Origin of the sequence: Streptococcus sanguinis, assembly GCF_050223295.1 — a bacterium.
Lineage (GTDB): Bacteria > Bacillota > Bacilli > Lactobacillales > Streptococcaceae > Streptococcus > Streptococcus sanguinis_X.
Genome location: NZ_CP071424.1, coordinates 200,689 through 222,893 on the forward strand (window position 1 = coordinate 200,689; position 22,205 = coordinate 222,893).

Annotated in this window: 26 protein-coding genes and 2 pseudogenes; 10 read left to right on the forward strand and 18 right to left on the reverse strand. The window is 40.2% G+C overall.

What is annotated here, in order from left to right:
• Window positions 1–4 precede the first annotated feature (4 nt).
• Complete coding sequence (locus J1C77_RS01085; protein ID WP_002922579.1) at window positions 5–1,027, reverse strand: NAD(P)H-dependent glycerol-3-phosphate dehydrogenase; 1,023 nt, start codon at window positions 1,025–1,027, stop codon at window positions 5–7.
• A gap of 159 nt (window positions 1,028–1,186) precedes the next feature.
• On the opposite strand from J1C77_RS01085, the gene J1C77_RS01090 reads away from it, so the two are divergent.
• The 4 genes and pseudogenes from J1C77_RS01090 (at window position 1,187) to J1C77_RS01105 (ending at window position 4,664) form a co-directional block, all read left to right on the forward strand.
• Complete coding sequence (locus J1C77_RS01090; protein ID WP_002922577.1) at window positions 1,187–2,893, forward strand: ABC transporter ATP-binding protein; 1,707 nt, start codon at window positions 1,187–1,189, stop codon at window positions 2,891–2,893.
• 1 nt (window position 2,894) lies between these two features.
• Window positions 2,895–3,033, forward strand: a pseudogene (locus J1C77_RS01095) (ABC transporter ATP-binding protein); the annotation flags it as partial.
• Window positions 3,009–3,740: pseudogene (locus tag J1C77_RS01100) on the forward strand (ABC transporter ATP-binding protein); the annotation flags it as partial. The pseudogenes J1C77_RS01095 and J1C77_RS01100, both read left to right, overlap by 25 nt.
• A 135-nt stretch (window positions 3,741–3,875) precedes the next feature.
• Window positions 3,876–4,664 carry an ABC transporter ATP-binding protein gene (locus tag J1C77_RS01105; RefSeq protein WP_412774867.1) on the forward strand — a complete coding sequence of 263 codons (789 nt, stop codon included), beginning with the start codon at window positions 3,876–3,878 and terminating at the stop codon, window positions 4,662–4,664.
• 117 nt (window positions 4,665–4,781) lie between these two features.
• Here the strand turns inward: J1C77_RS01105 and J1C77_RS01110 are convergent, their stop codons facing one another.
• Complete coding sequence (locus J1C77_RS01110) at window positions 4,782–6,755, reverse strand: peptide ABC transporter substrate-binding protein (protein ID WP_002922575.1); 1,974 nt, start codon at window positions 6,753–6,755, stop codon at window positions 4,782–4,784.
• A gap of 228 nt (window positions 6,756–6,983) precedes the next feature.
• Here J1C77_RS01110 and J1C77_RS01115 point away from each other — a divergent pair, with 228 nt between their 5' ends.
• Entirely contained in the window at window positions 6,984–7,673 is a 690-nt protein-coding gene (locus tag J1C77_RS01115; RefSeq protein WP_002893948.1) for a gamma-glutamyl-gamma-aminobutyrate hydrolase family protein, read from the forward strand.
• Between the two features lie 633 nt (window positions 7,674–8,306).
• Here J1C77_RS01115 and J1C77_RS01120 read toward each other — a convergent pair.
• The 16 genes from J1C77_RS01120 to J1C77_RS01195 form a co-directional block, all read right to left on the reverse strand.
• Complete coding sequence (locus J1C77_RS01120; RefSeq protein WP_042763052.1) at window positions 8,307–8,651, reverse strand: hypothetical protein; 345 nt, start codon at window positions 8,649–8,651, stop codon at window positions 8,307–8,309.
• Between the two features lie 159 nt (window positions 8,652–8,810).
• On the reverse strand, window positions 8,811–9,002 hold the full coding sequence (locus tag J1C77_RS01125) for a hypothetical protein (protein ID WP_002922570.1): 192 nt from the start codon (window positions 9,000–9,002) through the stop codon (window positions 8,811–8,813).
• A gap of 938 nt (window positions 9,003–9,940) precedes the next feature.
• Window positions 9,941–11,206 (reverse strand): phage portal protein, encoded by a 1,266-nt coding sequence (locus tag J1C77_RS01130; protein ID WP_042763051.1) that lies wholly within the window; start codon window positions 11,204–11,206, stop codon window positions 9,941–9,943.
• 115 nt (window positions 11,207–11,321) lie between these two features.
• A complete protein-coding gene (locus J1C77_RS01135) occupies window positions 11,322–11,660 on the reverse strand; it encodes a hypothetical protein (RefSeq protein WP_002922568.1) in 339 nt (112 codons plus the stop codon).
• Window positions 11,661–11,710: 50 nt separating this feature from the next.
• The gene (locus J1C77_RS01140; protein WP_042763050.1) at window positions 11,711–12,289 is read right to left on the reverse strand and encodes a hypothetical protein; all 579 of its coding nucleotides are present in this window, start codon (window positions 12,287–12,289) and stop codon (window positions 11,711–11,713) included.
• Between the two features lie 161 nt (window positions 12,290–12,450).
• Complete coding sequence (locus J1C77_RS01145) at window positions 12,451–12,609, reverse strand: DUF2292 domain-containing protein (RefSeq protein ID WP_002922566.1); 159 nt, start codon at window positions 12,607–12,609, stop codon at window positions 12,451–12,453.
• Between the two features lie 562 nt (window positions 12,610–13,171).
• Window positions 13,172–14,812, reverse strand: coding sequence for a phage/plasmid primase, P4 family (locus J1C77_RS01150; protein WP_002922564.1), 1,641 nt, complete (start codon window positions 14,810–14,812; stop codon window positions 13,172–13,174).
• Window positions 14,809–15,324: a hypothetical protein gene (locus tag J1C77_RS01155; protein ID WP_002922563.1), complete on the reverse strand. Its 516-nt coding sequence runs from the start codon at window positions 15,322–15,324 to the stop codon at window positions 14,809–14,811. Before J1C77_RS01155 ends, J1C77_RS01150 begins: the two co-directional genes overlap by 4 nt.
• A complete protein-coding gene (locus tag J1C77_RS01160; RefSeq protein ID WP_002922562.1) occupies window positions 15,321–15,608 on the reverse strand; it encodes a hypothetical protein in 288 nt (95 codons plus the stop codon). Before J1C77_RS01160 ends, J1C77_RS01155 begins: the two co-directional genes overlap by 4 nt.
• 1 nt (window position 15,609) lies before the next feature.
• Window positions 15,610–15,828, reverse strand: coding sequence for a hypothetical protein (locus tag J1C77_RS01165; RefSeq protein ID WP_002922559.1), 219 nt, complete (start codon window positions 15,826–15,828; stop codon window positions 15,610–15,612).
• Window positions 15,821–16,081 carry a hypothetical protein gene (locus J1C77_RS01170; RefSeq protein ID WP_002922558.1) on the reverse strand — a complete coding sequence of 87 codons (261 nt, stop codon included), beginning with the start codon at window positions 16,079–16,081 and terminating at the stop codon, window positions 15,821–15,823. The genes J1C77_RS01165 and J1C77_RS01170 overlap by 8 nt, the downstream gene beginning before the upstream one ends.
• Window positions 16,071–16,367, reverse strand: a complete 297-nt coding sequence (locus tag J1C77_RS01175; RefSeq protein WP_002922557.1) for a hypothetical protein — start codon at window positions 16,365–16,367, stop codon at window positions 16,071–16,073. Before J1C77_RS01175 ends, J1C77_RS01170 begins: the two co-directional genes overlap by 11 nt.
• Before the next feature lie 205 nt (window positions 16,368–16,572).
• Entirely contained in the window at window positions 16,573–16,812 is a 240-nt protein-coding gene (locus J1C77_RS01180; protein ID WP_002922555.1) for a hypothetical protein, read from the reverse strand.
• 12 nt (window positions 16,813–16,824) lie between these two features.
• On the reverse strand, window positions 16,825–17,055 hold the full coding sequence (locus tag J1C77_RS01185; protein ID WP_002922554.1) for a hypothetical protein: 231 nt from the start codon (window positions 17,053–17,055) through the stop codon (window positions 16,825–16,827).
• Window positions 17,052–17,459 carry a DUF1492 domain-containing protein gene (locus tag J1C77_RS01190; protein WP_002922550.1) on the reverse strand — a complete coding sequence of 136 codons (408 nt, stop codon included), beginning with the start codon at window positions 17,457–17,459 and terminating at the stop codon, window positions 17,052–17,054. Before J1C77_RS01190 ends, J1C77_RS01185 begins: the two co-directional genes overlap by 4 nt.
• A 256-nt stretch (window positions 17,460–17,715) precedes the next feature.
• Window positions 17,716–17,904 (reverse strand): hypothetical protein, encoded by a 189-nt coding sequence (locus J1C77_RS01195; RefSeq protein ID WP_042763222.1) that lies wholly within the window; start codon window positions 17,902–17,904, stop codon window positions 17,716–17,718.
• A 172-nt stretch (window positions 17,905–18,076) separates the two neighbouring features.
• On the opposite strand from J1C77_RS01195, the gene J1C77_RS01200 reads away from it, so the two are divergent.
• The 5 genes from J1C77_RS01200 to J1C77_RS01220 all read left to right on the forward strand — a co-directional run bounded on the left by J1C77_RS01200 (window position 18,077) and on the right by J1C77_RS01220 (window position 22,203).
• Complete coding sequence (locus J1C77_RS01200; RefSeq protein ID WP_053092410.1) at window positions 18,077–18,568, forward strand: helix-turn-helix domain-containing protein; 492 nt, start codon at window positions 18,077–18,079, stop codon at window positions 18,566–18,568.
• A 295-nt stretch (window positions 18,569–18,863) separates the two neighbouring features.
• On the forward strand, window positions 18,864–19,760 hold the full coding sequence (locus J1C77_RS01205; RefSeq protein ID WP_002922544.1) for an Abi family protein: 897 nt from the start codon (window positions 18,864–18,866) through the stop codon (window positions 19,758–19,760).
• 288 nt (window positions 19,761–20,048) lie between these two features.
• Entirely contained in the window at window positions 20,049–21,194 is a 1,146-nt protein-coding gene (locus tag J1C77_RS01210; protein WP_042763047.1) for a tyrosine-type recombinase/integrase, read from the forward strand.
• A gap of 94 nt (window positions 21,195–21,288) precedes the next feature.
• Window positions 21,289–21,735, forward strand: coding sequence for a dUTP diphosphatase (locus J1C77_RS01215; RefSeq protein WP_002922541.1), 447 nt, complete (start codon window positions 21,289–21,291; stop codon window positions 21,733–21,735).
• Window positions 21,736–21,744: 9 nt separating this feature from the next.
• Window positions 21,745–22,203, forward strand: a complete 459-nt coding sequence (locus J1C77_RS01220) for a cysteine hydrolase family protein (RefSeq protein WP_002922540.1) — start codon at window positions 21,745–21,747, stop codon at window positions 22,201–22,203.
• The last annotated feature ends 2 nt before the right edge of the window (window positions 22,204–22,205 follow it).

A 22,205-nucleotide genomic window follows, 5' to 3' on the forward strand; every position in this document is an offset into this window, starting at 1 on the left:
TCTATTAGAACGAAGTCCATTCGTTCTCAGCCTTGAATTCATTGTTCATGATTTCATAAATGGCATCTTTGATATTACAATTTTGATAAATAACCTTGTAAATAGCCTGGGTAATTGGCATATAAACATCCAGCTCTTGAGCGAGTTCATAGGCTGCCTTGGTGGTAGAAATTCCTTCGATAACCATGCCCATATTGGCTTCAATATCAGCTAATTTTTCACCGCGTCCTAGAGCATTGCCGGCCCGCCAGTTGCGGGAGTGGACAGAGGTCCCTGTGACAATCAGGTCACCGACACCAGATAGACCGCTGTAGGTGAGAGGGTTGGCTCCTAACTTGACACCTAGACGCGTGATTTCGGCCAGACCGCGTGTGATAATAGCTGCCTTGGCGTTATCACCATAGCCTAGTCCATGGAGAGCACCAGCTCCAACTGCGATGATGTTTTTCAGAGCGCCGGCAGTCTCCACTCCGATGACATCGGTGTTGGTGTAGAGGCGGAAGTAGTGATTGCTGAAGAGCTCCTGCACATACTTAGCTGTTTCCAGATCCTTAGAAGCAGCGGTGATCAGGGTAATATCGCGTACAATGGTTTCCTCAGCATGGCTGGGACCTGAGACGACGACAATCTCGCTGCGTAGCTCTGCAGGGATTTCTTCTTCTAGGATAGTTGAAATCCGTTCGTGGGTATTGGGCTCCAGTCCCTTGGAGGCGTGCATGATTTTCACCTTGTGGTCCAGAGCTTGAGCTACTTGTTTGGCTACCAGACGGGTTACCTTGGTAGGAACGACAAAAAGTACAGCATCCGCATCTTTTAAAGCTTCTTCTAGGTCATGATAAGCCTTGATCTTTTCGTCCAGTACAATATCTTTGAAATAGCGTTTATTGGTGTGTTCGTCGTTGATTTCGTTGATTTGCTCAGCGATATTTCCCCAAATACGAACCTCATGTCCGTTGTCATTTAGCACTTGTGATAGGGCTGTTCCCCAAGAACCAGGACCAATCACAGCAACTCGTTGTTTATCCATATCTTCTCCTTATGATGAAATTCCGAGTCTGAATTTAAATCGGTTTTAGAGTCTATATCTCATTTTACCATATAATATAAGAAATTTCTTGCTTGACATTGTTTTTATCTGTGATATAGTAAGGAAACTAAGTCAAATAAGAAAAAAGTAGGAGGAAGCATGTTTTTTAAAAGTCTATTACGGTATAAATGGTATGCCCTGAGTTCGCTTTTGATGACCTCGCTGATGATTGCCAGCTCTCTTTTACTGCCCTGGTTTTTAAAGCACATCTTAGATGCTCTGCAGGAGCAAAATAGCCAGACCATCTACAGTATGGGCGGCTGGCTAATTGGCATCGGTTTTGTCGGACTGGTGGCAGGAGGGATTAATGTGACCTTGGCGGCTTATATTGCCCAAGCTGTCTCATCAGATCTCCGCGAGGAGACTTTCCGCAAGATTCAGACCTTTTCTTATGCCAATATCGAGAAATTCAACGCTGGTAATTTAGTCGTGCGGATGACGAATGACATCAATCAGATTCAAAATGTAACTATGATGCTCTTTCAAATTCTTCTTCGACTGCCCATTCTTTTTATCGGATCAGTTATCTTGGCCATTGTGACCATGCCCTCTCTCTGGTGGATTATCTTCTTGCTGATTGTGCTCATAGCTGGTCTAACGGCTGTCATGATGGGGATGATGGGGCCTCGTTTTAAGAAATTCCAGACTCTTTTGGATAAGATTAATGCCATTGCTAAGGAAAATCTTCGTGGTGTGCGAGTGGTCAAGTCCTTCGTTCGGGAGGAAGAACAGTTTCATAAGTTCAGTCAGGTGTCTGATGAACTTTTGTCAGAGAATCTCTATATTGGCTACGCTTTTTCAATCATTGAGCCAATGATGATGTTGGTCGGCTACAGCTCTGTTTACTTGGCTATCTGGACTCTATCTGGCATGATTCAGGCGGAGCCAGGACTGGTCAGCTCCATCGCTTCTTTTATCGGTTACCTGAGCCAGATTATTTTCACTATCATTATGGTTGGCTTCTTGGGAAATGGCGTGACGAGGGGAATCATTTCTATCCGTCGGATCAAGGAAGTATTGGCGACGGAGCCAGCTATGACTTTCCCAGACTCACCAGATGAAGAACTAGAAGGCAGCCTCAGCTTTGAGCATGTGACTTTTTCCTATCCCAATGATGACGAGCCAATGCTAAAGGATATCAGCTTTGAGGTTGAGCCGGGGCAAATGATTGGCGTTGTCGGTGCGACAGGTGCTGGTAAGTCTACCTTGGCCCAGCTGATTCCCCGTCTTTTTGATCCGCAAGAAGGTTCTGTCAAGATTGGCGGTCGAGATCTGCGAGAGCTTAGTCAGGGAACTCTTCGTAAAAATGTTTCCATCGTGCTCCAGCGGGCGATTCTATTTAGCGGGACCATTGCGGACAATCTCCGTCAGGGCAAGCTCAACGCTTCACTGCCTGAAATGGAGCGAGCGGCTCGTATTGCCCAAGCCAGTGAATTTATCAGCCGTATGGAAGAGAGTTTTGATAGTGCAGTGGAGGAACGTGGCAACAACTTCTCCGGCGGTCAGAAGCAGCGGATGTCCATTGCCAGAGGTGTTGTCAACAATCCCAATATTTTGATTTTAGATGATTCGACCTCAGCCTTGGATGCCAAATCGGAAAAGCTGGTTCAAGAAGCCTTGAACAAAGAGCTGCAAGGAACGACGACGATTATCATTGCTCAAAAGATTAGCTCTGTTGTACATGCAGATAAGATTCTGGTCTTGGATCAAGGACGGCTGATTGGGCAAGGGACGCATGCAGAATTGGTCGCCACTAACGATGTTTACCGTGAAATCTACGAAACTCAGAAAGGAAAGGAGGACTAAGATGCGGACGATTGCATTTTTTTGGCAATATTTTAAGCGTTACAAATTATCCTTTGTCATTGTGCTCTTGATGATGGTAACAGCGACTGTTTTTCAGGTCCTTTTTCCGGTTTATGTCGGTCAGGCTGTTCAGCATTTGGTTGAGTTGGGACGTGCTTTTGCGGAGAAGGGTGAGACTGATCAAATTCTGTCGATTTTTGGCAGCGTCATGGGCAGTGTATTGGTGTCCTTTGTCTGCTTGTCTGTTTCCAGCTTAATTTACATGGTTTTGATGACCCGAGTTATTGCCCATTCGACCAATGAGATGCGCAAGGGCCTGTTTGGCAAGCTGTCCAAGATGACAGTTGCTTTCTTTGACCGCCATCAGGATGGAGACATTCTGTCGCGCTTTACCAGCGACTTGGACAATATCCTGCAAGCTCTAAATGAGAGCATGATTCAGGTGATGAGCAATGCCTTACTCTATCTGGGGCTCGTGATTATCATGTTTGTCCAAAATGCTAGATTAGCCTGGATAACGGTAGCCAGCACACCGGTTGCTTTTCTTCTCCTAGTGGTCATTGTTAGGCTGGCTCGGAAATACACCAATCTTCAGCAAAAAGAAGTCGGCCGCCTCAATGCTTATATGGACGAGACTATTTCCGGTCAGAAGGCTGTTATCGTTCAGGGGATGCAGGAGGAGGTCATCAAAGGGTTCATTGAGCAGAATGACCGAGTACGCTCAGCGACCTTTAAAGGCCGAACCTTTTCAGGCCTTCTCTTCCCAATCATGAACGGGATGAATTTGATTAATACAGCCATTGTTATTTTTGTTGGATCGGCTGTCTTACTGAGCGATCCTAATGTTGAAACGGCTGTTGCAGTTGGCCTGATTACTACTTTTACTCAGTTTTCCCAGCAGTATTATCAGCCCATCATCCAGATTGCAGCCAGCTGGGGCAGTTTGCAGTTGGCCTTTACAGGGGCTGACCGGATTCAGGAGATGTTTGATGCGCCGGAGGAGGTCCGGCCAGAGAATGCGCCTGCTTTCACAGAGCTCACAGACTCCGTGGAGATCAAGCATGTGGACTTCTCTTATGTAGAAGGCAAGCCTATTCTCAAAGACGTATCTATTTTAGCCCCTAAGGGCAAGATGACGGCTGTTGTTGGCCCTACTGGTTCAGGTAAGACGACCATTATGAACCTGCTCAATCGCTTTTATGATGTGGATAGTGGTAGCATTGAGTTTGACGGTCGCGACATTCGAGACTATGAGCTGGATAGCTTACGGAGTCATGTGGGCATTGTCTTGCAGGATTCGGTGCTTTTTAGCGGTACTATTCGGGATAATATCCGCTTTGGTGTGCCGGATGCCAGTCAGGAGATGGTCGAAACGGCTGCGCGTGCGACTCATATTCATGACTATATCGAAAGTCTGCCAGATAAATACGATACCATCGTGGATGATGATCAAAATATCTTCTCAACTGGGCAGAAACAGCTGATTTCCATTGCTAGAACTCTGCTGACTGACCCGCAAGTCTTGATTTTGGATGAAGCGACTTCCAATGTCGATACGGTGACGGAGAGCAAGATTCAGCAAGCCATGGAAACCGTTGTAGCTGGCCGGACTAGCTTTGTTATTGCTCACCGTCTCAAAACTATCCTCAATGCCGACCAGATTATCGTCCTCAAAGATGGAGAGGTTATCGAACAGGGCGATCATCACCAGCTCCTCAAACTCGGTGGCTTCTACTCGGAACTTTATCACAACCAGTTTGTCTTTGAGTAGATGGTTGGTTTTGCAGCTGGATAATCAGCCAGGCTTTGAAAATATTAGATAGAAAATTTTAAAAAATCCAGCAGGTTTCTTTTCCTGCTGGATTTTTAATTAACATCAAAGTAGTGATTATTTCACATGTTTAGCCAGATCCTCTTGGGCCTTTTTATTGGATTCCTCTTTTTCTTTTTTCCATTTTTCTTGGGCCTTTTGATAGTCTTTAGTCGTGACAATCTCATCACTGATTTCTACATATTTATGATAGTTAGCGTCTTTTGTACCTGTCTGCGCATAAGAGTTTGTAAATGGCACAATCCGAGAAATGAATGGTGCTGCTCCTCTGCTGCTCATAGTTGGCACAACGAGGGCGCTATCTGTCAGCCATGCTTGAGCTGCAGCATATTTTTCATAACGCTTGTCAACATCTTGTGTTTCGTTTCCGGCTTCTTCAATCAGTTTACTATACTCATCCAGTCCTACAGCTTTAGCAGCAGCATTGTCTTTGTCTTCAAATCCAAGGTAGGTTCTGGTCTGAGTGCTGTTACCTGGGACTAAAATATCCAGGTAAGTAGATGGATCTTGGTAGTCTGGATCCCAGGCAACGAGACCGTTGATATCCCAGTCTTCCTGGCTAGCAGCTTCAGCATTGAAGGTGATGTTTAGTGCTTCGTCCTCAGCCAGCATCTGCAGGTCTACAGAGACATTGTCCTTGCCTAAAGCCTCTTCTAATGACTGTTTCAGAGATTGCATACGGTTGACGAAGTTAGTAGAATTCTGAGCGACAGGAACGTCTAGATGGATTGGGAATTGTACGCCTTCATTTGCAAGAGCCTGCTTAGCTTTGGCAAATTCCGCTTTGGCTTTGTCAGTATTGTGGAGACCGTCTTGGCCGTCATCCAGCTTGATACCTTTCCACTCGTCACCATAGGAAGCCAGTGATTCTTCGACAAGAGTGCCAAATTCCTTGCCATTGGCTTGAACAAAAGTTGGCGGAACAAAGAGATTACGGACAGCTGGCTTGGCTGCATCTTCTCCGTTGACCTGAGCCGAATAGCTTTCGCGGTTAAGGGCAAAGGCTAGAGCTTGGCGGAAGTCTTTGTTCAGCAGAGCTTTTTTGGTAGCTTCTTTTTGTTCATCGCTGGTTTTAGAAGTGTGGTTATAACTTTGACGGTCAATGTTAAAGCTGATTAGAGCGACACCCGCTCCTGCTTCTGTCATGAAGATATTATCTTTGTATTTCTCAGCGATTGAGGAATAACTGGAAGTGGCTGGGTAGAGTCTTGCCAAACTGTAGCCGCCATCTCCAAAGGTCCGCGCTAATGAATCTTGGTCAGAACCATCGTAGTAAGACAGTTTGACACCATCAATCTTGACCTTGTCCTTATCCCAGTAGTTAGGGTTCTTCTCAAATTCGACAGAGGATTTAGAAGTAATGGATTTCATGATAAATGGACCGTTATACAGAATGGAGTCGGCTTTGGTTGCCTGACCGAATTCCTTGCCTTGCTTTTCTAGGAAGGCCTCGTTGACCGGCATCATAACACCTGATGTTGTTTTAGAGTTCCAGTAGGTTTCAGGCTTGTTGAGTGTATATTGAACCGTATGATCGTCCAGTGCCTTGACTCCAACAGCTGAAAAGTCTTTGTTGGTACCGGCTGCATATTCACTCAGCCCCTTGATAGAATCTTGGATAAGAGGGAGGGCGTCTGATTTGATATCGGCAGCATGTTTGATACCTGCAACAAAGTCCTGAGCCGTGACATCTGCGTATTCTTCGCCATCAGCGGTATACCACTTGGCATCTTTGCGCAGCTTATAGGTATAGACGAGACCATCTGGAGAGACTGTCCAATCTTCTGCGATAGACGGAGCTAAGTTTCCATATTTATCATTTTCCAGCAAGCCATCTACACCATTTGTAGTCAGCTCGTGGGTAGACCCCTTTGCCGACTGGATGTAGTCCAAAGTTGTTGGATCAGACGTAAAGACATAGCTGTAGATTTTTTTACTGGATTGGGAACTTCCGCCTCCAGAGCAAGCTGTAAGTAAGCCGACAGAGAGCAGAGTGAGCCCTGCGGTAAGAAGAATTTTTGATTTTCTCATAGGGACCTCCAAGTCATGAGTTTTTACACTGCTTATTATAACAAATTTCTGTCAAAAGTAAATAATTTTCTGATAATTCTGAAATGTTTTTCTAAATTTTAAAAAAGAGATTTATAGTGTTGCATATTCTGATAAAAAATTTTTATAACCAGCTTTAAAAAAATCTATTGGACGGCTTCGCAGAGGAGTGGTAAGATATACTATATCAAAATAAGGGGGAATCACGGTATGTGCAGAACAATTGTTGGAATTTCAGCCAATCTTTGTCCAGTCGATGAAGCTGGGAAAAATATTCACACCTCTGTTTCACGCAAGTTTGTAGACGGTGTACGAATGGTTGGTGGCCTGCCGATGGTGATTCCCGTTGGAGATAAAAGTTTAGTTCAGGATTATGTAGAAACGATTGACAAGCTGATTTTGTCAGGCGGGCAAAATGTTCACCCACAATTTTATGGGGAAGAAAAGACCATTGATAGTGATGATTACAATATTGTCCGCGATGAGTTTGAGCTAGCACTTTTGAAAGAAGCTCTGCGTCAAAACAAGCCTGTCATGGCTATTTGCCGCGGTCTGCAGTTGGTCAATGTTGCTTTTGGTGGCACTCTTAATCAGCATATCGAAAATCACTGGCAGGGCTTGCCATTTGGTACTTCGCACTCCATTCGCACGGAGAAAGACAGTGTTGTGGAGCGTTTGTTTGGTCAGGCTAGCCAGATTAATTCGGTTCATCGTCAAAGCATCAAAGACTTGGCGCCTAATTTCCGTGCGACAGCCTTTGATCCTAGAGACAATACCATCGAAGCGATTGAATCGGTTGACAATCATCGTATCATCGGCCTTCAATGGCATCCGGAGTTTTTAATAAACGAAGAAAAGGGCAATTTGGAGCTATTTCAGTACCTCTTGCAAGAGCTGTAAAAAATTATTTTATTTTTTTAAGTTACTTTTAGGAAAATTTAAGATAAGTGTTCTATACTAAGACCATAAACAAAGACCTCCTAACTTTGTTTAGAAATCCTAAAACTTTTCTTTTTCATAATAATCTCCCTATAAGAACCGCCCAATTGGCGGTTTTTTTGCTTGTTCTTTGCGAATTTAGTATAATAGGGACAGCAAAAATAGAAAAGAGAAATGCATGAAAATTCGCGGAATATTCTTCTAGTTATTCTTATAGCTCTTTTTAAGCTATTAACCCTTGATTGTATAAGGTTTTAGAAGAAATTATATATCATACAAGGTATTTGATGTTCTCTCTTAGTCCACAAAAAGGTGAACAAAAAAAGCCCTAAAAAAAAGGGCGTGAAAATTATGAGTTCAGCAGGCAAGAAACTAGCACGGTCAAACGTGCTTTTTTAATTGCTTGATGTCATTATACCATATTTTGCTTTTTGAATGTAACGTATCTCACCAGGGCATAATACTTTTTTAAAAAGAAATGTTGTATGTTAAAATGAGATAAGGAACTGGTTTGGCACCCTATGGCCTCTTTGAGGTCGGCGCCTAAGTCAGTTCCTTTTTGTAGTTCGAGATAGAGCAACAAGGATATAAAAATCATGTCTTATACACCAATAAAGCGCCCTCCCGATAGCTTTTAGCAAAATCAAGCAAGATTTCAGTTTTAAGGCACTTATACTCTATTTTATCAACGCAAAGCACTTTGTATAAATCGCAAAGCTTTTTGGTCTCTTTTGGCTTTTTTGTAAACAAATTAGCGAATATCTCACGCTTTACCTCGTCCAGATTATCTCTGTAAGCTTCAATCTCTGTAACCAACTCCACTGCCTTATCCTTGAATGCTCCATGCTCGTTTTTTCGTTCCGCTAGTGTATGCAGCGATTTGTAACTTTTTAGAAAATAGTAGGCTCTTCGTGTGCTCTCTATTTCATCTAAAACCATATAGCTTAATCCTTTCCCTTTTAAGTAAAAATATTGTATACTAAAATTAAACAAAGGAAGTAATCTTGTTCCCCTTGTCCACTGTGTGGTCGGAATGATGGTTTCTTCCTTTTTTGTACTCCTGATCACAATATAAGCACCCTGACAACTGCAACGTGCTTATAATATAATTTTAACTTCCTTAATTTCGTACTCGAAGAGTTTCGTCCATCGTATTCCTGACTTAACTGACAGCGCATCATATTCTTCATCAAAGATATCTTTATCCTCATAAAGACAGATACCTTCAAATTTTTGATTATCAATATCAATAATTCTGACAACTTTGTTATTGAATTTCTTGAGTTCCATCAGTCTCCCCCTTTCTCAGTATGTCAGTAAAATGAACATCAGTTAGCCTATATTTAAATGAATTGATTGTCTCATTGCTTATTTTCAGGGGTGATTTTGTTTAACCAAGCATTAGACTAGTATTCTTCAGAAAAAGGCCTTGTCAATCAATCGCTCATATTTCTCAATGGCATTATACTCAAAATCTTGAAATTTCGCCACAGATATAGGAGTGTTTTTGATATCTAAATCAGATATAGAATTATTTTCTTAGGTTAACTGCCCCAAAGTTCAAACAAGCAGAATTTCCTCTCTTTTCCCTTTCTTTTCAAGCAAAAATGTTGTATACTCTAAGTGATGAGGATTGGTTTCGTGCCCCTTGTCCGTTTTCACGGTCGGCACTATAGTCAATTCTCTTTTTTTATGCTCTGATAAGGCTCCCTTGCTTTCTTTCAGGCCGATTAACTTTCTTTCTTCAGCTGCAGCCTTTTTCTCCGAACTCCATTTTTTAGAATAGACAATCTGCCTGCGCCCACTTCCTGAAGGTAGTCAACAGGACACCTGGAATTACTGTGCCTCTTATATACTTCAATTAGGAGTCTGGATAATTATAAGCTCCTGCTATACCCTTAAATCAAGATTCTACTGTCTAGCTGATTTACAAGGCCGTCTAACTTATATCGATTTAAAATCGAACTATGAACAGAGGTCTTGTTTTTAGATTCATCATTCAGAATATTTTAGATAAACTATGAGTACACGATTGCTTTGTCATAATCACCGCCTAAAAAGCCCTCTAACAACCTCTTAGCTATATTGCAATACCCAATGCCATCTGATAAATTAGAAGCTGTTAAAGAGCCACTCAGAGCCTCAGAGAGAGTCCGACCGTCATTCTTCCTGAAGAGGTAGAGGCCTTTCTGGCGCTGAGTTATCAAAAAAATATAGGGGCAATATCTTTAACCTTTACCCTGACCTGACTCTTGAGCATTCGCAGGCTTATCAGAGCCCTTTATGCCTGTCAAGTCTCGGATGATATCAGCATCAAGATAGCCAGGTATTGCTTGATTGAGCTTGATAGCTCCATCACCAATCATGGTCAAGGTGTTAGCGTCTGCCTCAAAGAGAGGTTCCCATTTCGCGACCGTATTCACAAACTGACTGCGCAAGTATTTCCATTCATCACGCAAGCAAGCTGCTACATACGCCACATTCAGCAAACCAGACCCAAGAGAGCGCTGTGCCTTGCGTCCAGCAAGTCGCAGATTCTCATGGCTTGCCCTGATAGCTTCTGCAGAGGATGGATTGTCTGATACAAAGCCAAGGTCATCGAGTGTCAATCCCATTTCACCAGCAAAACCGGCCGCTGCTAGTCGAAGCTGTTCGGTAAATGGTGACATGTCCGATGTAGTGAACTGACCAACTGTAGGCTTCTCCTCGTCGTCATCCTTGGTGAACTGCAGCATGCTGGAGACAGTTGCTTTCCAAGTATCCATTGGCTCAGCGTCTTGACTCAATCCCAAGACATACTTTTGAGGGAATGAGTAGAACTCAGCTGTCACATCGGCTCGCTCAAGTGTCCGTTTAGCATACCTCTGATATGACATACAAGCCCTTGTTATCCTTGACCGTCCAAAAGGACGCACAGCATCTGGTCTATGAATAATCGGAACTAATAAAGGAGTACCTGCAGGATTTGGAATCATGAAATCTTTTCCTTGTTTCAACAAATACCAGGTTTCTGTCGGTGTGAAATAAGCCTCTAAAACGGGCACCCCATACTCATCCCTTTTTAATACTGCATATCCTTCGGTTAGTAAGCCAGTGATAGGATCTATCACACCAGTAGCGTTGCTGGCCTCGATTACTTGTAGTCTAGGTGTATCATCTTCACCTTTAGAGATATAGACGAAAGCACAAGAGCCAATTAAGGCTGATAAGATGACCGAGTCAAAAAAGACATCAGGATTATTTGCCTGAAAAATCTCATTAACCTGAAAATCATCGTTTTCAAACTCTCGGAACACCAAACGATCCGCAAGGCTATCAACACCCTTAGCAGCCCATCCAAGAACAGCTCTATACTGTTCACGAATATTAGCTGGTATCGTGATGCTAATCATTCTCTCACGATATTGCATCGCGTACTGCTTATATCTCATGTCAACCCTATCCCTGACATTTGCCAGCTTATTTCTTAGATAAGGTATTCCTTTTAAATCCATTTTGTTTTCATATCCTTTCATTTCGCGCGAGAAAATTTGTACAGTGACGGCGTGAAGCTCTCAAACTCCAAAGGGGAGGGGGCTACCCCCCATACCAGATTTTAAAAAGAAAATTTTAAAAATAATTATTTAGTTCTTTTGTCATTTTTCTCATTGCATCATCCAGCGCCTTTTCATCATCTGTCTTTACACCGTGAGCTTTTTTAGAAGCTTCTAGCTGTTGTTTTGCTTCAAGTTCTGCTGCTTGATAGCCTGCAGCTTCTCGCTCCTCTTTCATCTTGTTCAGTGATTTCATCCAGAGTTCTTGTGTTGAATCATATTGAGCTTGAGACTTTCGTCTTATCGCTTCTAGGCCTTCCTCTGCTTTCTTGCATCGCTCTTCTTGTTCCTGGGTTGCTCCCTCAACCATTTTGTCATACCAAGAATAAGGATTGTTCTGTTCTGTTTCTGTCATATTGTAGTCTCCTGGTTCTTTCTATTACTTTTTGTTATGGTTTATTATTATCAATGATCAAGAATGTGATCAAAAAGTTTTTCTAATTGATTTTTGTAGTGATATAAGGCTTGTCTAGGTTCATAAGAAATACCGAAATAGAGGTTACTAATTATTGCACCATCTTTGCTTTTTTTATAATCCTCATTATTCTTACCTAGCTCTTTGACAATTTTCTTTAATAATGCATCAATGCTTTGAGTTTTTTCTAAGGATTTATCTCCTATTTTATTGATTTCTGTAATTTTTTCATAAGCTAATTCAAAGTATGTTTTTTGTTCCTCGTTTGCGAATTTTTCAACATCTTTAATCATTGCATGAAATTCTTCGTAAGGAATCAAAGGGGAGTTTTTCAATGTGGTTAATTGTTTGTCATAGAACTCTCTTGTATGTTCTGCAATCCATAAGTCGTCCTTAGCTTTGACATATTTTTGTGAATCGATTTCTTTTTGAGCCTGTATCAGCTTTTCTTGAGCATTTGAAACGGCTTGATTCGCCTTAACCAATTCAGCTTCAGCTTTCTGAATATCTTTTTTATTTTGTTCAATCATTTTTTCGATTTTAGTTTCAATAGTTTGTAGTGTTTCCATGTTTCGTTCCTCATTTCTTTTGTCTTTTTTGATAGTACTTATTGTTTTCGATTTTCTACTGGATCTTTGTTGTTCACCTTTTACCCTCTTGACTAAAAAGAAAAAGAGACGCAACAAAAAGCTACTTAGCTTTAATGTTACGCCTCTAGTTGTCTAGTCAGCTATCTTTCTTTAATTGTTGTTTCAATCTGGATAATTCTTCCATCTTGACTTGTGAATACCACATTTCCATAGTCTGGTATTTTCTTCATCTCAATTATACCATTTTTTGGGAAAATAATAAAGTTATCCTGTAAAAATGGCGTGTAATCTTTACTCATATTTACCTATTTTTCCTTTCTTCTACAGTATCCTGAATTTAACATATCTTACATTCTGTTAGATTCAACTAGTCTCGCTCAACCTTAGTCTTATCAAGGCATTGAGCTGTTTTTCTAAAAATGAATTTACAAACTCTCAATATGTTAAATACAATAGATTTTTATTGCTAAAATTCAATGTATTTCCAACCGTGCCATGATAGTTTATGAAAATCCTAGACCATGAGCTACTTACTGTATTTCTAATTCCTCTGAGCTAGAAAATTGCTAATATATGATGTAGTTTTAAGTTTTTTTCTAATTGAGGATGGTTTTTCTCTCAATTGATGCCGGTTTTGATGTCGGTTTTTATTTTTGAAAATCCAGTATTACCAAGGGTTGATGACGGATGAGGACGGTGATACGGTTTTTTTTAATTTCTTTTTTAATTTCTTTTTTTTATTCCTTTATTTTTTATTTTTTCTATTTTTCTTAAAAATATCCGTCATCAATCATCAAAAGGGTACTCAATATATGATAATAAAGGATTTTTGCTTTTCACCTATCCGACATCTTGCCGGCATCATCCGTCCTCCAATTCCCTGTTTTTCAAATAACCCTTTTCTTGCCCTCTCTTTTCTATTCCCTTGCCTTGCATTCTATCTGTGCTGTAGTTTTTAGCTGCATAGTGAGGGAGGTCTTCCTTAGGTGAAAATCCTCTTGGCAACATTTGACCAGCTGGAATGTTGGCTTTGCCAGGTTTAAAACCATCTGGAAGATTGTTTTTAATCTCTCTATGCAGAGCATTGGGAGTCAGATCATTTTCTATCTGATAATATTCTTTAAAGCTCAGCCAAACCCACCAGACAAAGGAGTTAGGGAGAAAGGAAGATACTAAGTTTTTCTTAAAGAAATTGCGAGTAAAGGATACCACCTCATTCACCTCTTCTTGAAAGTCGTAAACTGCTTTTTGAGACGCTTGAGGATTTAACTTTAAATCTGTCTTAGTGTTTAAAGCTAGGCAAAGTAAATACTCTAGTACCTCTCTACGGCAGATATAGTCATCTTTGATGGCTGGGTTTACCTTTCCAGCAAAACCGCCTTTAAATGGCAAAATCCGGAATCGTCGACCAATAGCATCAGAATCACCGTTTATGATAGGCAGACCATTGGATGACTGGATGATAGTCATTTTTAAATTGACAGAGTAGGGTGTTTTCCCTTTTTCTTCAATTTTGATAGGATCTCCAGTGGTTAAACTAAAGAATGTCGATACATCTTTGATTTTCACTCGAACTTGGACATCATCACCTATTACAACGGTCTTGCCTACCAGTACAGAGGTCTCAAACCGGCTTTTATTCACCTCGTTTATTTTTAGGTTTGCCACATTTTGAGCGCCTACAAGATTTTTTATCAGCTCTTGAAAGGTTCCTTTACCAGTTCCCCCTTTGCCTAGTAGCCAAAAAACATTTTTCAAGCTCTCGCCTGTGACGCTGGCTTTGATGATCTGCAGTGCCATCCTATACAGTTCATCGTCTCCTCCGAACAGATTTTTCAGCCATTCAGTTACTTTCCAGCCTTTTATATTAGGTTCTTTTGCATCTGCAATATAATTACAGTCAATCTTCCTAATTACAAGCTTTTGGGGGCTAAATGGCTCTGTTTCGCCGGTTTTAGCATTGTAAAGCAGATTTCCCAATGCAGTATAACGATTATCAGCTTTTCTGCTGATGGCTGCTCTGGATAGCTTATAAATGACATCAAGGGCCTTGCGTTCCGTCAGCTCTGGATTGATAACGAAAATCAAATCTTTTATAAATTCCTCGTTTGTCTCGTAGAAGCCCCTATCAGGGTTGTAATAATACAACGGCTCTCGTTGGCCCTCCATGTCATTCTTTAATCTGACAAAGTGTAGCCGTTGGCTTAGAAATTCAGCAATTTGTAATGCGCTCCGAGGCATTTTCCTTGCGGCGGCTTTCCTAGCCTTTTCCTCGGCTGTCTCTTCTGCAGTTTCTGGAGCTGTTGACAAGGCTTTCTGATAAGTCTGTTCGTACAAACTTTGGAGATCATCTTTTAAAAGCTTCCTAACGCCCTTGAAAGTCTTAAAATAACAGTCTTCTTGGGGCTGTCTTCGTTCCTGGTTGTCCAGTTCCGTTGATTTACCTTGCTCTATCCCTCTGTCATCCTCGATAATCGACTGTATGATTTCTTTTTCTGTCAAGTTACACCCCTTTCTAAATTGCTTAATTCTTTAATAAAATATCTGGCAAGGGCTGGGCGCTTCACAATAGCGGAGAATAGCCCTGCTATATCTTCACAACTATAACCATTGATATATAGCAAGCGGACGAATAAGGCTGTTTCTTGCTTGGTGTAAAGGCCTAGCGTCAAAGTTTCTAGTATCCAGCCAGTCAGTTTTATCCCGGTTCCCTGGCGGTTTTCTTTGATTCTGACTTTTTCAAGGTCTTTTAAGACGGTTATTAGTTCAGGCTTAGCCAGAGATATTGGCATATCTCTTACTAATTTCCAGCCGGCTAGTTTCAGATCCTTGCTTTCTAGCTTTCTAAATTTGATGCCTTTATAAGTGAATTCTGAAATATAAACATCCAGTGGCTCAAAATAGAGGAACTTGTAGTAATTCCCTTTTTTATAGACAGCAGTGGGGTTTTCTTTCAAGAAGCTAAACAGTTTCATAGTCTGAGGAGTAAAAGTTAATTCCATAATTGTATTCATGCTCTTCCTCCGTTATCATCTACTCCCAGGAAAATCAAAATATCTTTTATTTTGTAAAATACCTTACGAGTATCTTCGAGCGGCGGCTGGTAGCGCCTCAAACCTTCCGACTCCCAACGTTTCAAAGTGTTGGCCTTAATTCCTAATTCCTCTCGGACCTCCACAGCAGACATTAAACCCAGGTGTTTAGCTTTTGGACGTGCATAGGATTCCAAGAAGCCAGCAACCAGAGATAGAGCCTCTGTTTTTAATTCTTTTTCAGTTTCTGCGCTGAATAGTGCCATATCAAGGCCACCTCCTCTGATTTGCCATGACCTTGCCGGCAATTTTCCCTAGAGTTTTATTCATAAGCAATATTTTTTTATCTTGCTGCTCCAATAGGTCCAATGTTTGACACAATATCTTGGCCATAAGTTGCTGGTTTTCTCTTGTTGGCTCATTCTGGCAAGTTTCAATAGCTTTAAGGCTTTCTTTTATTGCTTTGATATCTTTAGACTTAATCAATGTTCGTGCCTCGCTTTTTTCTTTTTAGATTTTCAATTTCCTTAGCCATGCTGCGAATGGTTTTCTGTTGTTCTTCCAAAATCCCAATTATTCTGCCTATATGGTTACTTATTCCAATAGCGAACTCACAAACCATGCTATTGAATGATCCATCATTCTGAAATTTTGCTAGATTTGCTTCCTGGTCTTTTAACTCCTGCATATACTCAGAGAAATTGACAATATTATTGCTTAATTCAAATTTATCGGCCATTTTTGAAAGCCTCCAGCTCCTCAGCATCGTCGCACTCCAAAAGCTGACTAGCTATATCATCAAGCTCGGCTATAATCGTTTCAAATACTTCATAGGAAGAGCTTAGATAGTTTGTTGCTAGGTGTGTAAAGGTGAATAAATCTCGTTCTTTTGCTAGAGACACCCCAGCTTGAGCCACTTGATCCATTTTTATTGTCTTTAGGATATTAGACAGTCGGCAACCTAAGTTCTGCAGCTCTTCGACAGTAAGTTGTACAGTTTTAGTTTGTTCTGTTTTTTCAGCCATTTTCTTGTTCCTCGCTTTTATAGTGCTTATTTTCCGTATTGCCGGATAAGTGTTTGTTTTTCTTCCTCGTTTACTGTATCTGCTATAAAAAGCACATCCAGTTTTTTATCGTAAAATGCGTTACGATTTAGTTTGTTGTGGTCAAAAATTGAGATTTCCATATTCTTGTCTTTCTTAGCTATTTCTAATTGCTAGTGCTTATCATTTAGAAGTCCTGGAAGCTGTCGCAAATTCGATTAAATACGTCCTTTAGGTCAGTGTCCTCGATATATACAGCAACAAGCTGCCCATTGCCTTTATAAGTCAACTCAATCACTGGCTGGTGGTACGTCCCTAACATGTACCCCATAAGTGCATGACCTGCTGTCTGGGCTGTCTGATGGTCTGCGAAAGAGTGAGTAAAAGTAAATGTTTTTGCTTTATCTGAAAATGTTTGTAGTTTCATGTTTTTGCTCCTTTAGTTGTACTTGCGTCCTGCAAGTTGGATATATGCCCCATATTCGGGGGTTAGTTTGTTGGCGGTGCTTTCTTCCGTCTGAGAGCTTTCAGCCACTCTAAGGCCCTCTAGTGAGCTCTGATTGCTGTTTAGATGCCAAAGCTTCCAGATTAGGAATAGCAGTAGTGAGACAAAGATGATTGCTTGCCCTGGTGTCATGTCAATTTCTTGAATCATTTGTTTTGCCCTCATTCAAAAATTTCTGCGAGTTCTTTATAGATATGATCAGGAATTTCATTCAGCGCTTGCTGCTGTAGCTGGATAGCTTTGAGGCGGTTGGTGTCACTAGCAGTTTTCTTTTCGATAATCTCGCGAGTAGCCATTACTTGCTTGTAATAATCTTCTAACTTTAGCTTGCGGCCGCCTGATGTCTGTTCTTCTTCCTGCTTCTTGTTTCTCAAAAGATCAAAGCTGACAATTTCCTTGTTCTTTATGGTGAAAGCTATAGCCTTGCGAGCTTTCCAGTTGTTCAAGCGAACTTTTATCTGTCTGTCTGTCCAGTCTGGCAGGCGCTTTCTAAGAATGTCCATAGTAATCTGACCTTCGTCTTGCCAAAGCTGGGCTAGGTCTCCTTGTGTAAATGGTGTTTTAGTCATGTTTATTATCCTTATCTCTTTGTTTTAGTCTATATAGGCAGTTTATAGAGTCGCCTCTCTGAGCGGTTGCATTTGATATCCCTTTTTGGTATAATCCAAGTATAAAAAGTATTCTTAAAACCCTTACGGCTTGCCTACTAGTAAGTGTTTGAATATCTTAGTGTGAAAGGCTTGTCAGTTGGTTCCTGCATTAAGCCTTTTTTTTGTTGCTTCTAGACTTATTCAGCCTAATTGTATTAGTGATGTAATCTCCTTTCTAATAATCTTTGGCTAGCCATTCCATTACGCTCATATAAATTCTTTTAGGAGCATTATAATCTCCTTTCAAAATTTTAGGAACTGTTCTTGGTGCTACACCAATTTCAAAAGCGAACTCATAATTTTTTAGTTGCAAGTCAGCTTTTTTTCTCCTTAATGCTTTCGCCTGTTCTTGTGTGATAAGCATTTTTCTTTCCCCTTTCCGTTGTTTCATTCTCAATTTAAGAACAATTTGATTATATACTCTTATTTTGAGAATGTCAAGTATTTTTCATTCTTTTTTTGAGAATTTTTTTCTAGATAAAATTTTATCGCTATGATATAATCTACTTACAAGTAATTAAATTAGGTAATGTAATGTGAAAATAAAATTAAAAAAATTAAGAGAGAAAGAAAATTTATCCTTAAATAAACTCAAAAAAATTTTAAAAGATAAATACAATTTTTCAGTTTCCGATAGTCAACTAATGTACTATGAAAATGAAATTAGAAAACCGAGAGATGAAAAAATTTGGACTCATTTAGCAGATTACTTCGGAGTTAGTGTAGGTTATTTGCTTGGATATAATGATGAAATTATGACCTTTGACAGCGGAGAAGAGTTCGAAAAAGAAAAAATGAGAACTCTAAATACAATTTTTCTGTCTGAATTACAAAAGTCTCAAGAAAAAGATGCCATTCAAATTGATGTGCTAGCGGCAATAAAATTTTTGGAAAGTGCTTTAGAAAAATTAAAAAAACATTCTAAAAATGTTAAAAATTCATATATTACAGATCTACAGAAAGCCCTCGATACTTTGAGTAAGATAGCTGATGGCCTGGCAGGAAAGAATGGAAGTAACGATAAATAATTTTGTGGCACTTGATTTTAGAAAAATTTACGAAGACAAGTAACATCGTTGACAAAAGGTAAACAATATCATAGAATGGAGGTACTTAAGAAATAGCTATCAGGAAAACCTACGGGCCCTGACTGCGGAAGGCATCTCCAAGGAGGTGTCTTTTTTGGTTTGACCATTCTTTAAATATCTTGTCTAAAAAGAGAGTAAATACTGTAATATAGTTGATAGCGATATTACTCAAATATTCTCCAAAAGCCCTAAAAAAAGCTTCTCTGATTTTTTAAAGACTCATGAAAGGAAATAAATGACTAAAAGAAAAGAACTTTTAACTTATCCCCAGTTATTATCTAAAATGTCAGATATTGGGATAGGATTTAATGAATGGGATACAGAGCAAGCAATTGAATTTCTTCAAGAAAAGAATTATTACTATAAAGTATCTAGCTATCGAAAACTATTTCCTAAAATTGATGGTAAATATAATATTGAATTTTCAACACTTGCTGATATTGCTGTGATTGATATGAGATTGAGATATTTACTTCTTGGAATATGCCTTGATATCGAACACAGTATAAAAACAGCTATTATGGACATTGTGACAAAAAATCCTCGTATCGATGGCTATGATATTGTGAAAGATTATGCTGTATATAATCCTCAAGGTTATAACAACACTATAAACGCCTTATCTAAAAATGCTTATCTGAAAAATATTTATTTGAAGCATCATCAAGATATACCTATTTGGGTACTTGTTGAGGTAATGGATTTTGGGAACATATGTTATTTTATCGAAATGTATTGCAAGAAATACCCTAGCAACAAACGATTAAAAAAGGCTAAGCAATTCAGTTCATATGCTCGTCATATTAGGAACGCTTGCGCTCATAGTAATGTTTTACTTGTTGATATGCTTAATCAGAAGCTTAAACAACCATCAGCTGTTATCCTCTCGCTTGGTGAATCATTTGGATTGGACAGATCAGATTTAAGATATAGAAAATTACATGACATTTTTTCTCTTATTATCCTTCATCGAGAGTATTGCGGCGATAAATTAAAGCGACATAGACGACTAGAGGCTATAGAACTTGCTAAGCGTTCAAAGAGATATATGAAATACTACGAAGAAAACGAGGAGCTGAAAAAAATTTATCAAATCCTTTGCAAAATTCTTGTAAAACAGTCTAAAACGTGATATGATATGAACAATTGTAAAAGAAACCTACCAAGGTTACACTGCTCTAGGTTTGTATATCTATACAAATAAGGGTTAAAACGAAATGAGCGTATCATCTTGCGAGATGGTACGCTTTTTTCAAAGCTCATATAAGCTGATTTAAACCTTGTTTTTCTTTTTTCTGGATAGATTATACCGACTAACTTATCAAAACGAATTCTAGGGCATTCTACAACGCCCTGGATCCATTTAACCCTTTCTTAAAACCCTTACGGCTTGCCTGCTGATGAAAAGAAAGGGGAACCAATGAAAATTACTGAAGTCAAAAAGAAAAACGGTACTATCGTTTACCGAGCTAGCGTCTATCTAGGAGTTGACAAGGTTACTGGTAAAAAAGTAAAGACAAGTATCACTGGACGGACAAGGAAAGAGGTCAAGAGTAAAGCCCAGCAAGCGCAGTTTGATTTTAAATCTAATGGATCGACAGTCAAAAAGACGGTACAGGTCAAGACCTACAAAGAGCTTGCTGCCCTATGGCTAGAAAGTCACAAGCTTACAGTTAGACCGCAAACATTTGCTGTGACCAGGAGGCAAGTTAATCATCATCTTATCCCTGAGTTTGGGAGTATGAAGATAGACAAGATAACGCCTAGCAGCATTCAGGAGTTTATAAACAATCTGGCCTATAAAATTGTGAATTTCAAGGAGATTAACTCGATTAATAGGAGAATACTGCAGCATGGTGTAACATTGCAGCTGCTGGCATCTAACCCTGGGCGTGATGTGATTCTACCTAAGAAGCAAAAGAAAGGCAGAGAAGCGGTTAAGTTCATAGATCCGGATGATTTAAAGATGTTTATCGATTATGCTGAAAAGCTATCTACAAAGAGCTACAAGCATTATTACCGCTTTGTGGTCTTTAAGTTGCTACTGGCCACAGGCTGCCGCATTGGAGAGCTGGCAGCCCTGGAATGGTCTGATATTGACTTAAAGGAAAAGACAATCACAATCAGTAAAACCTACAGCCAAGAAATTCGGATGATAGGGGAAACAAAGACAAAAGCAGGTACTCGAAAGATAAGCATAGATTCCAAAACTGCGCTGATGCTGAAGCAGTACCAGAATCGTCAGCGCCTAATGTTCTTAGAAGTTGGGGCTCAAGCTCCGTCTGTTGTCTTTGCCACTACGGTTAGAGAGTATCTGCCAAGGCATTCTCTCCAACAGATTATAGATAAGCGTTGCGAGACTTTGGGTATCCCACGATTTACTTGTCACGCTTTCCGCCATACTCATGCTAGTTTATTGCTGAATGCTGGTATCAGCTACAAGGAGTTGCAATATAGGTTAGGACATTCTAATATATCCATGACCTTAGATGTGTATAGTCACCTCTCCAAGGACAAAGAGAAAGAAGCCGTTTCATATTATGAAAAAGCTATAAATAGTCTATAAGTCCACAAAAAGGTGAACAATTTTATAAAACGACTTACTTACAAAGGTTATAAACCTTATTAAATCAACGTTTGAAAGGATAATAAAAGAAAATATGACGAAAATTCGCGGATTCGAGCTGGTTTCCAGCTTTACAAATGAAGATTTGTTGCCCAAGAGAGAGACGGCTCACGCAGCTGGCTACGATTTGAAAGTGGCAGAGCGCACCCTCATTGCGCCAGGGGAGATTAAGCTGGTTCCGACTGGTGTCAAGGCCTATATGCAGCCGGGCGAGGTGCTCTATCTTTACGACCGCTCGTCCAATCCTCGTAAAAAAGGTCTAGTCTTGATTAACTCCGTTGGGGTCATTGACGGCGACTACTATGGCAATCCTGGAAACGAAGGCCATATCTTTGCCCAAATGAAGAATATCACGGATCAGGAAGTCGTCCTTGAAGTTGGCGAACGTGTAGTGCAGGCTGTCTTTGCACCATTTCTGATTGCTGATGGAGATGAAGCGGAAGGTGTGCGGACCGGCGGATTTGGATCGACAGGGAAATAGAGAAAGAAAATGGCAGACTATTTATTAGTTGTAGATATGCAGTCAGATTATGTTGCTGCAGGAAAAGCATATGATAATGAAGCACTGACTGTGGCTGTAAATGACAAAATTGCCAGCTATCCCAGCAATCGTGTTATCTATATTCTCAACCGTTTTTTCTGGGAGAGAAAAGATAGGAAGAAGAAATTTACGACTGGTTTGCAGGTTGTATCTTCTCACATCTTTGAGAAGCGTCGGGCTTCTTGCTTTACTAATCCGGATTTAAAAGATTTTTTAGAGGGAAACGGTGCTAAAAGTTTAGAGTTTATAGGGGTAGACGGCAATGGCTGTGTCAAGGCTTCCGTTTCGGCAGCAGTCAAGGAGAATTATCAGGTTTCCATCGATTTGTCCGCTGTGGGAGTTGCTAACCAGAAGAAATTCTCTAAAACACTGAAGCAATGGCAAGATTGCGGAATCAAGATTAGATAGCT

What these genes read in the sequence shown, in the direction of transcription:
- J1C77_RS01085 (WP_002922579.1), bottom strand. Translation starts at nt 1,027, where the DNA reads ATGGATAAACAACGAGTTGCTGTGATTGGTCCTGGTTCTTGGGGAACA.
- J1C77_RS01090 (WP_002922577.1), top strand. Translation starts at nt 1,187, where the DNA reads ATGTTTTTTAAAAGTCTATTACGGTATAAATGGTATGCCCTGAGTTCG.
- J1C77_RS01105 (WP_412774867.1), top strand. Translation starts at nt 3,876, where the DNA reads ATGTTTGATGCGCCGGAGGAGGTCCGGCCAGAGAATGCGCCTGCTTTC.
- J1C77_RS01110 (WP_002922575.1), bottom strand. Translation starts at nt 6,755, where the DNA reads ATGAGAAAATCAAAAATTCTTCTTACCGCAGGGCTCACTCTGCTCTCT.
- J1C77_RS01115 (WP_002893948.1), top strand. Translation starts at nt 6,984, where the DNA reads ATGTGCAGAACAATTGTTGGAATTTCAGCCAATCTTTGTCCAGTCGAT.
- J1C77_RS01120 (WP_042763052.1), bottom strand. Translation starts at nt 8,651, where the DNA reads ATGGTTTTAGATGAAATAGAGAGCACACGAAGAGCCTACTATTTTCTA.
- J1C77_RS01125 (WP_002922570.1), bottom strand. Translation starts at nt 9,002, where the DNA reads ATGGAACTCAAGAAATTCAATAACAAAGTTGTCAGAATTATTGATATT.
- J1C77_RS01130 (WP_042763051.1), bottom strand. Translation starts at nt 11,206, where the DNA reads ATGGATTTAAAAGGAATACCTTATCTAAGAAATAAGCTGGCAAATGTC.
- J1C77_RS01135 (WP_002922568.1), bottom strand. Translation starts at nt 11,660, where the DNA reads ATGACAGAAACAGAACAGAACAATCCTTATTCTTGGTATGACAAAATG.
- J1C77_RS01140 (WP_042763050.1), bottom strand. Translation starts at nt 12,289, where the DNA reads ATGGAAACACTACAAACTATTGAAACTAAAATCGAAAAAATGATTGAA.
- J1C77_RS01145 (WP_002922566.1), bottom strand. Translation starts at nt 12,609, where the DNA reads ATGAGTAAAGATTACACGCCATTTTTACAGGATAACTTTATTATTTTC.
- J1C77_RS01155 (WP_002922563.1), bottom strand. Translation starts at nt 15,324, where the DNA reads ATGAATACAATTATGGAATTAACTTTTACTCCTCAGACTATGAAACTG.
- J1C77_RS01160 (WP_002922562.1), bottom strand. Translation starts at nt 15,608, where the DNA reads ATGGCACTATTCAGCGCAGAAACTGAAAAAGAATTAAAAACAGAGGCT.
- J1C77_RS01170 (WP_002922558.1), bottom strand. Translation starts at nt 16,081, where the DNA reads ATGGCCGATAAATTTGAATTAAGCAATAATATTGTCAATTTCTCTGAG.
- J1C77_RS01175 (WP_002922557.1), bottom strand. Translation starts at nt 16,367, where the DNA reads ATGGCTGAAAAAACAGAACAAACTAAAACTGTACAACTTACTGTCGAA.
- J1C77_RS01180 (WP_002922555.1), bottom strand. Translation starts at nt 16,812, where the DNA reads ATGAAACTACAAACATTTTCAGATAAAGCAAAAACATTTACTTTTACT.
- J1C77_RS01185 (WP_002922554.1), bottom strand. Translation starts at nt 17,055, where the DNA reads ATGAGGGCAAAACAAATGATTCAAGAAATTGACATGACACCAGGGCAA.
- J1C77_RS01190 (WP_002922550.1), bottom strand. Translation starts at nt 17,459, where the DNA reads ATGACTAAAACACCATTTACACAAGGAGACCTAGCCCAGCTTTGGCAA.
- J1C77_RS01195 (WP_042763222.1), bottom strand. Translation starts at nt 17,904, where the DNA reads ATGCTTATCACACAAGAACAGGCGAAAGCATTAAGGAGAAAAAAAGCT.
- J1C77_RS01205 (WP_002922544.1), top strand. Translation starts at nt 18,864, where the DNA reads ATGACTAAAAGAAAAGAACTTTTAACTTATCCCCAGTTATTATCTAAA.
- J1C77_RS01210 (WP_042763047.1), top strand. Translation starts at nt 20,049, where the DNA reads ATGAAAATTACTGAAGTCAAAAAGAAAAACGGTACTATCGTTTACCGA.
- J1C77_RS01215 (WP_002922541.1), top strand. Translation starts at nt 21,289, where the DNA reads ATGACGAAAATTCGCGGATTCGAGCTGGTTTCCAGCTTTACAAATGAA.
- J1C77_RS01220 (WP_002922540.1), top strand. Translation starts at nt 21,745, where the DNA reads ATGGCAGACTATTTATTAGTTGTAGATATGCAGTCAGATTATGTTGCT.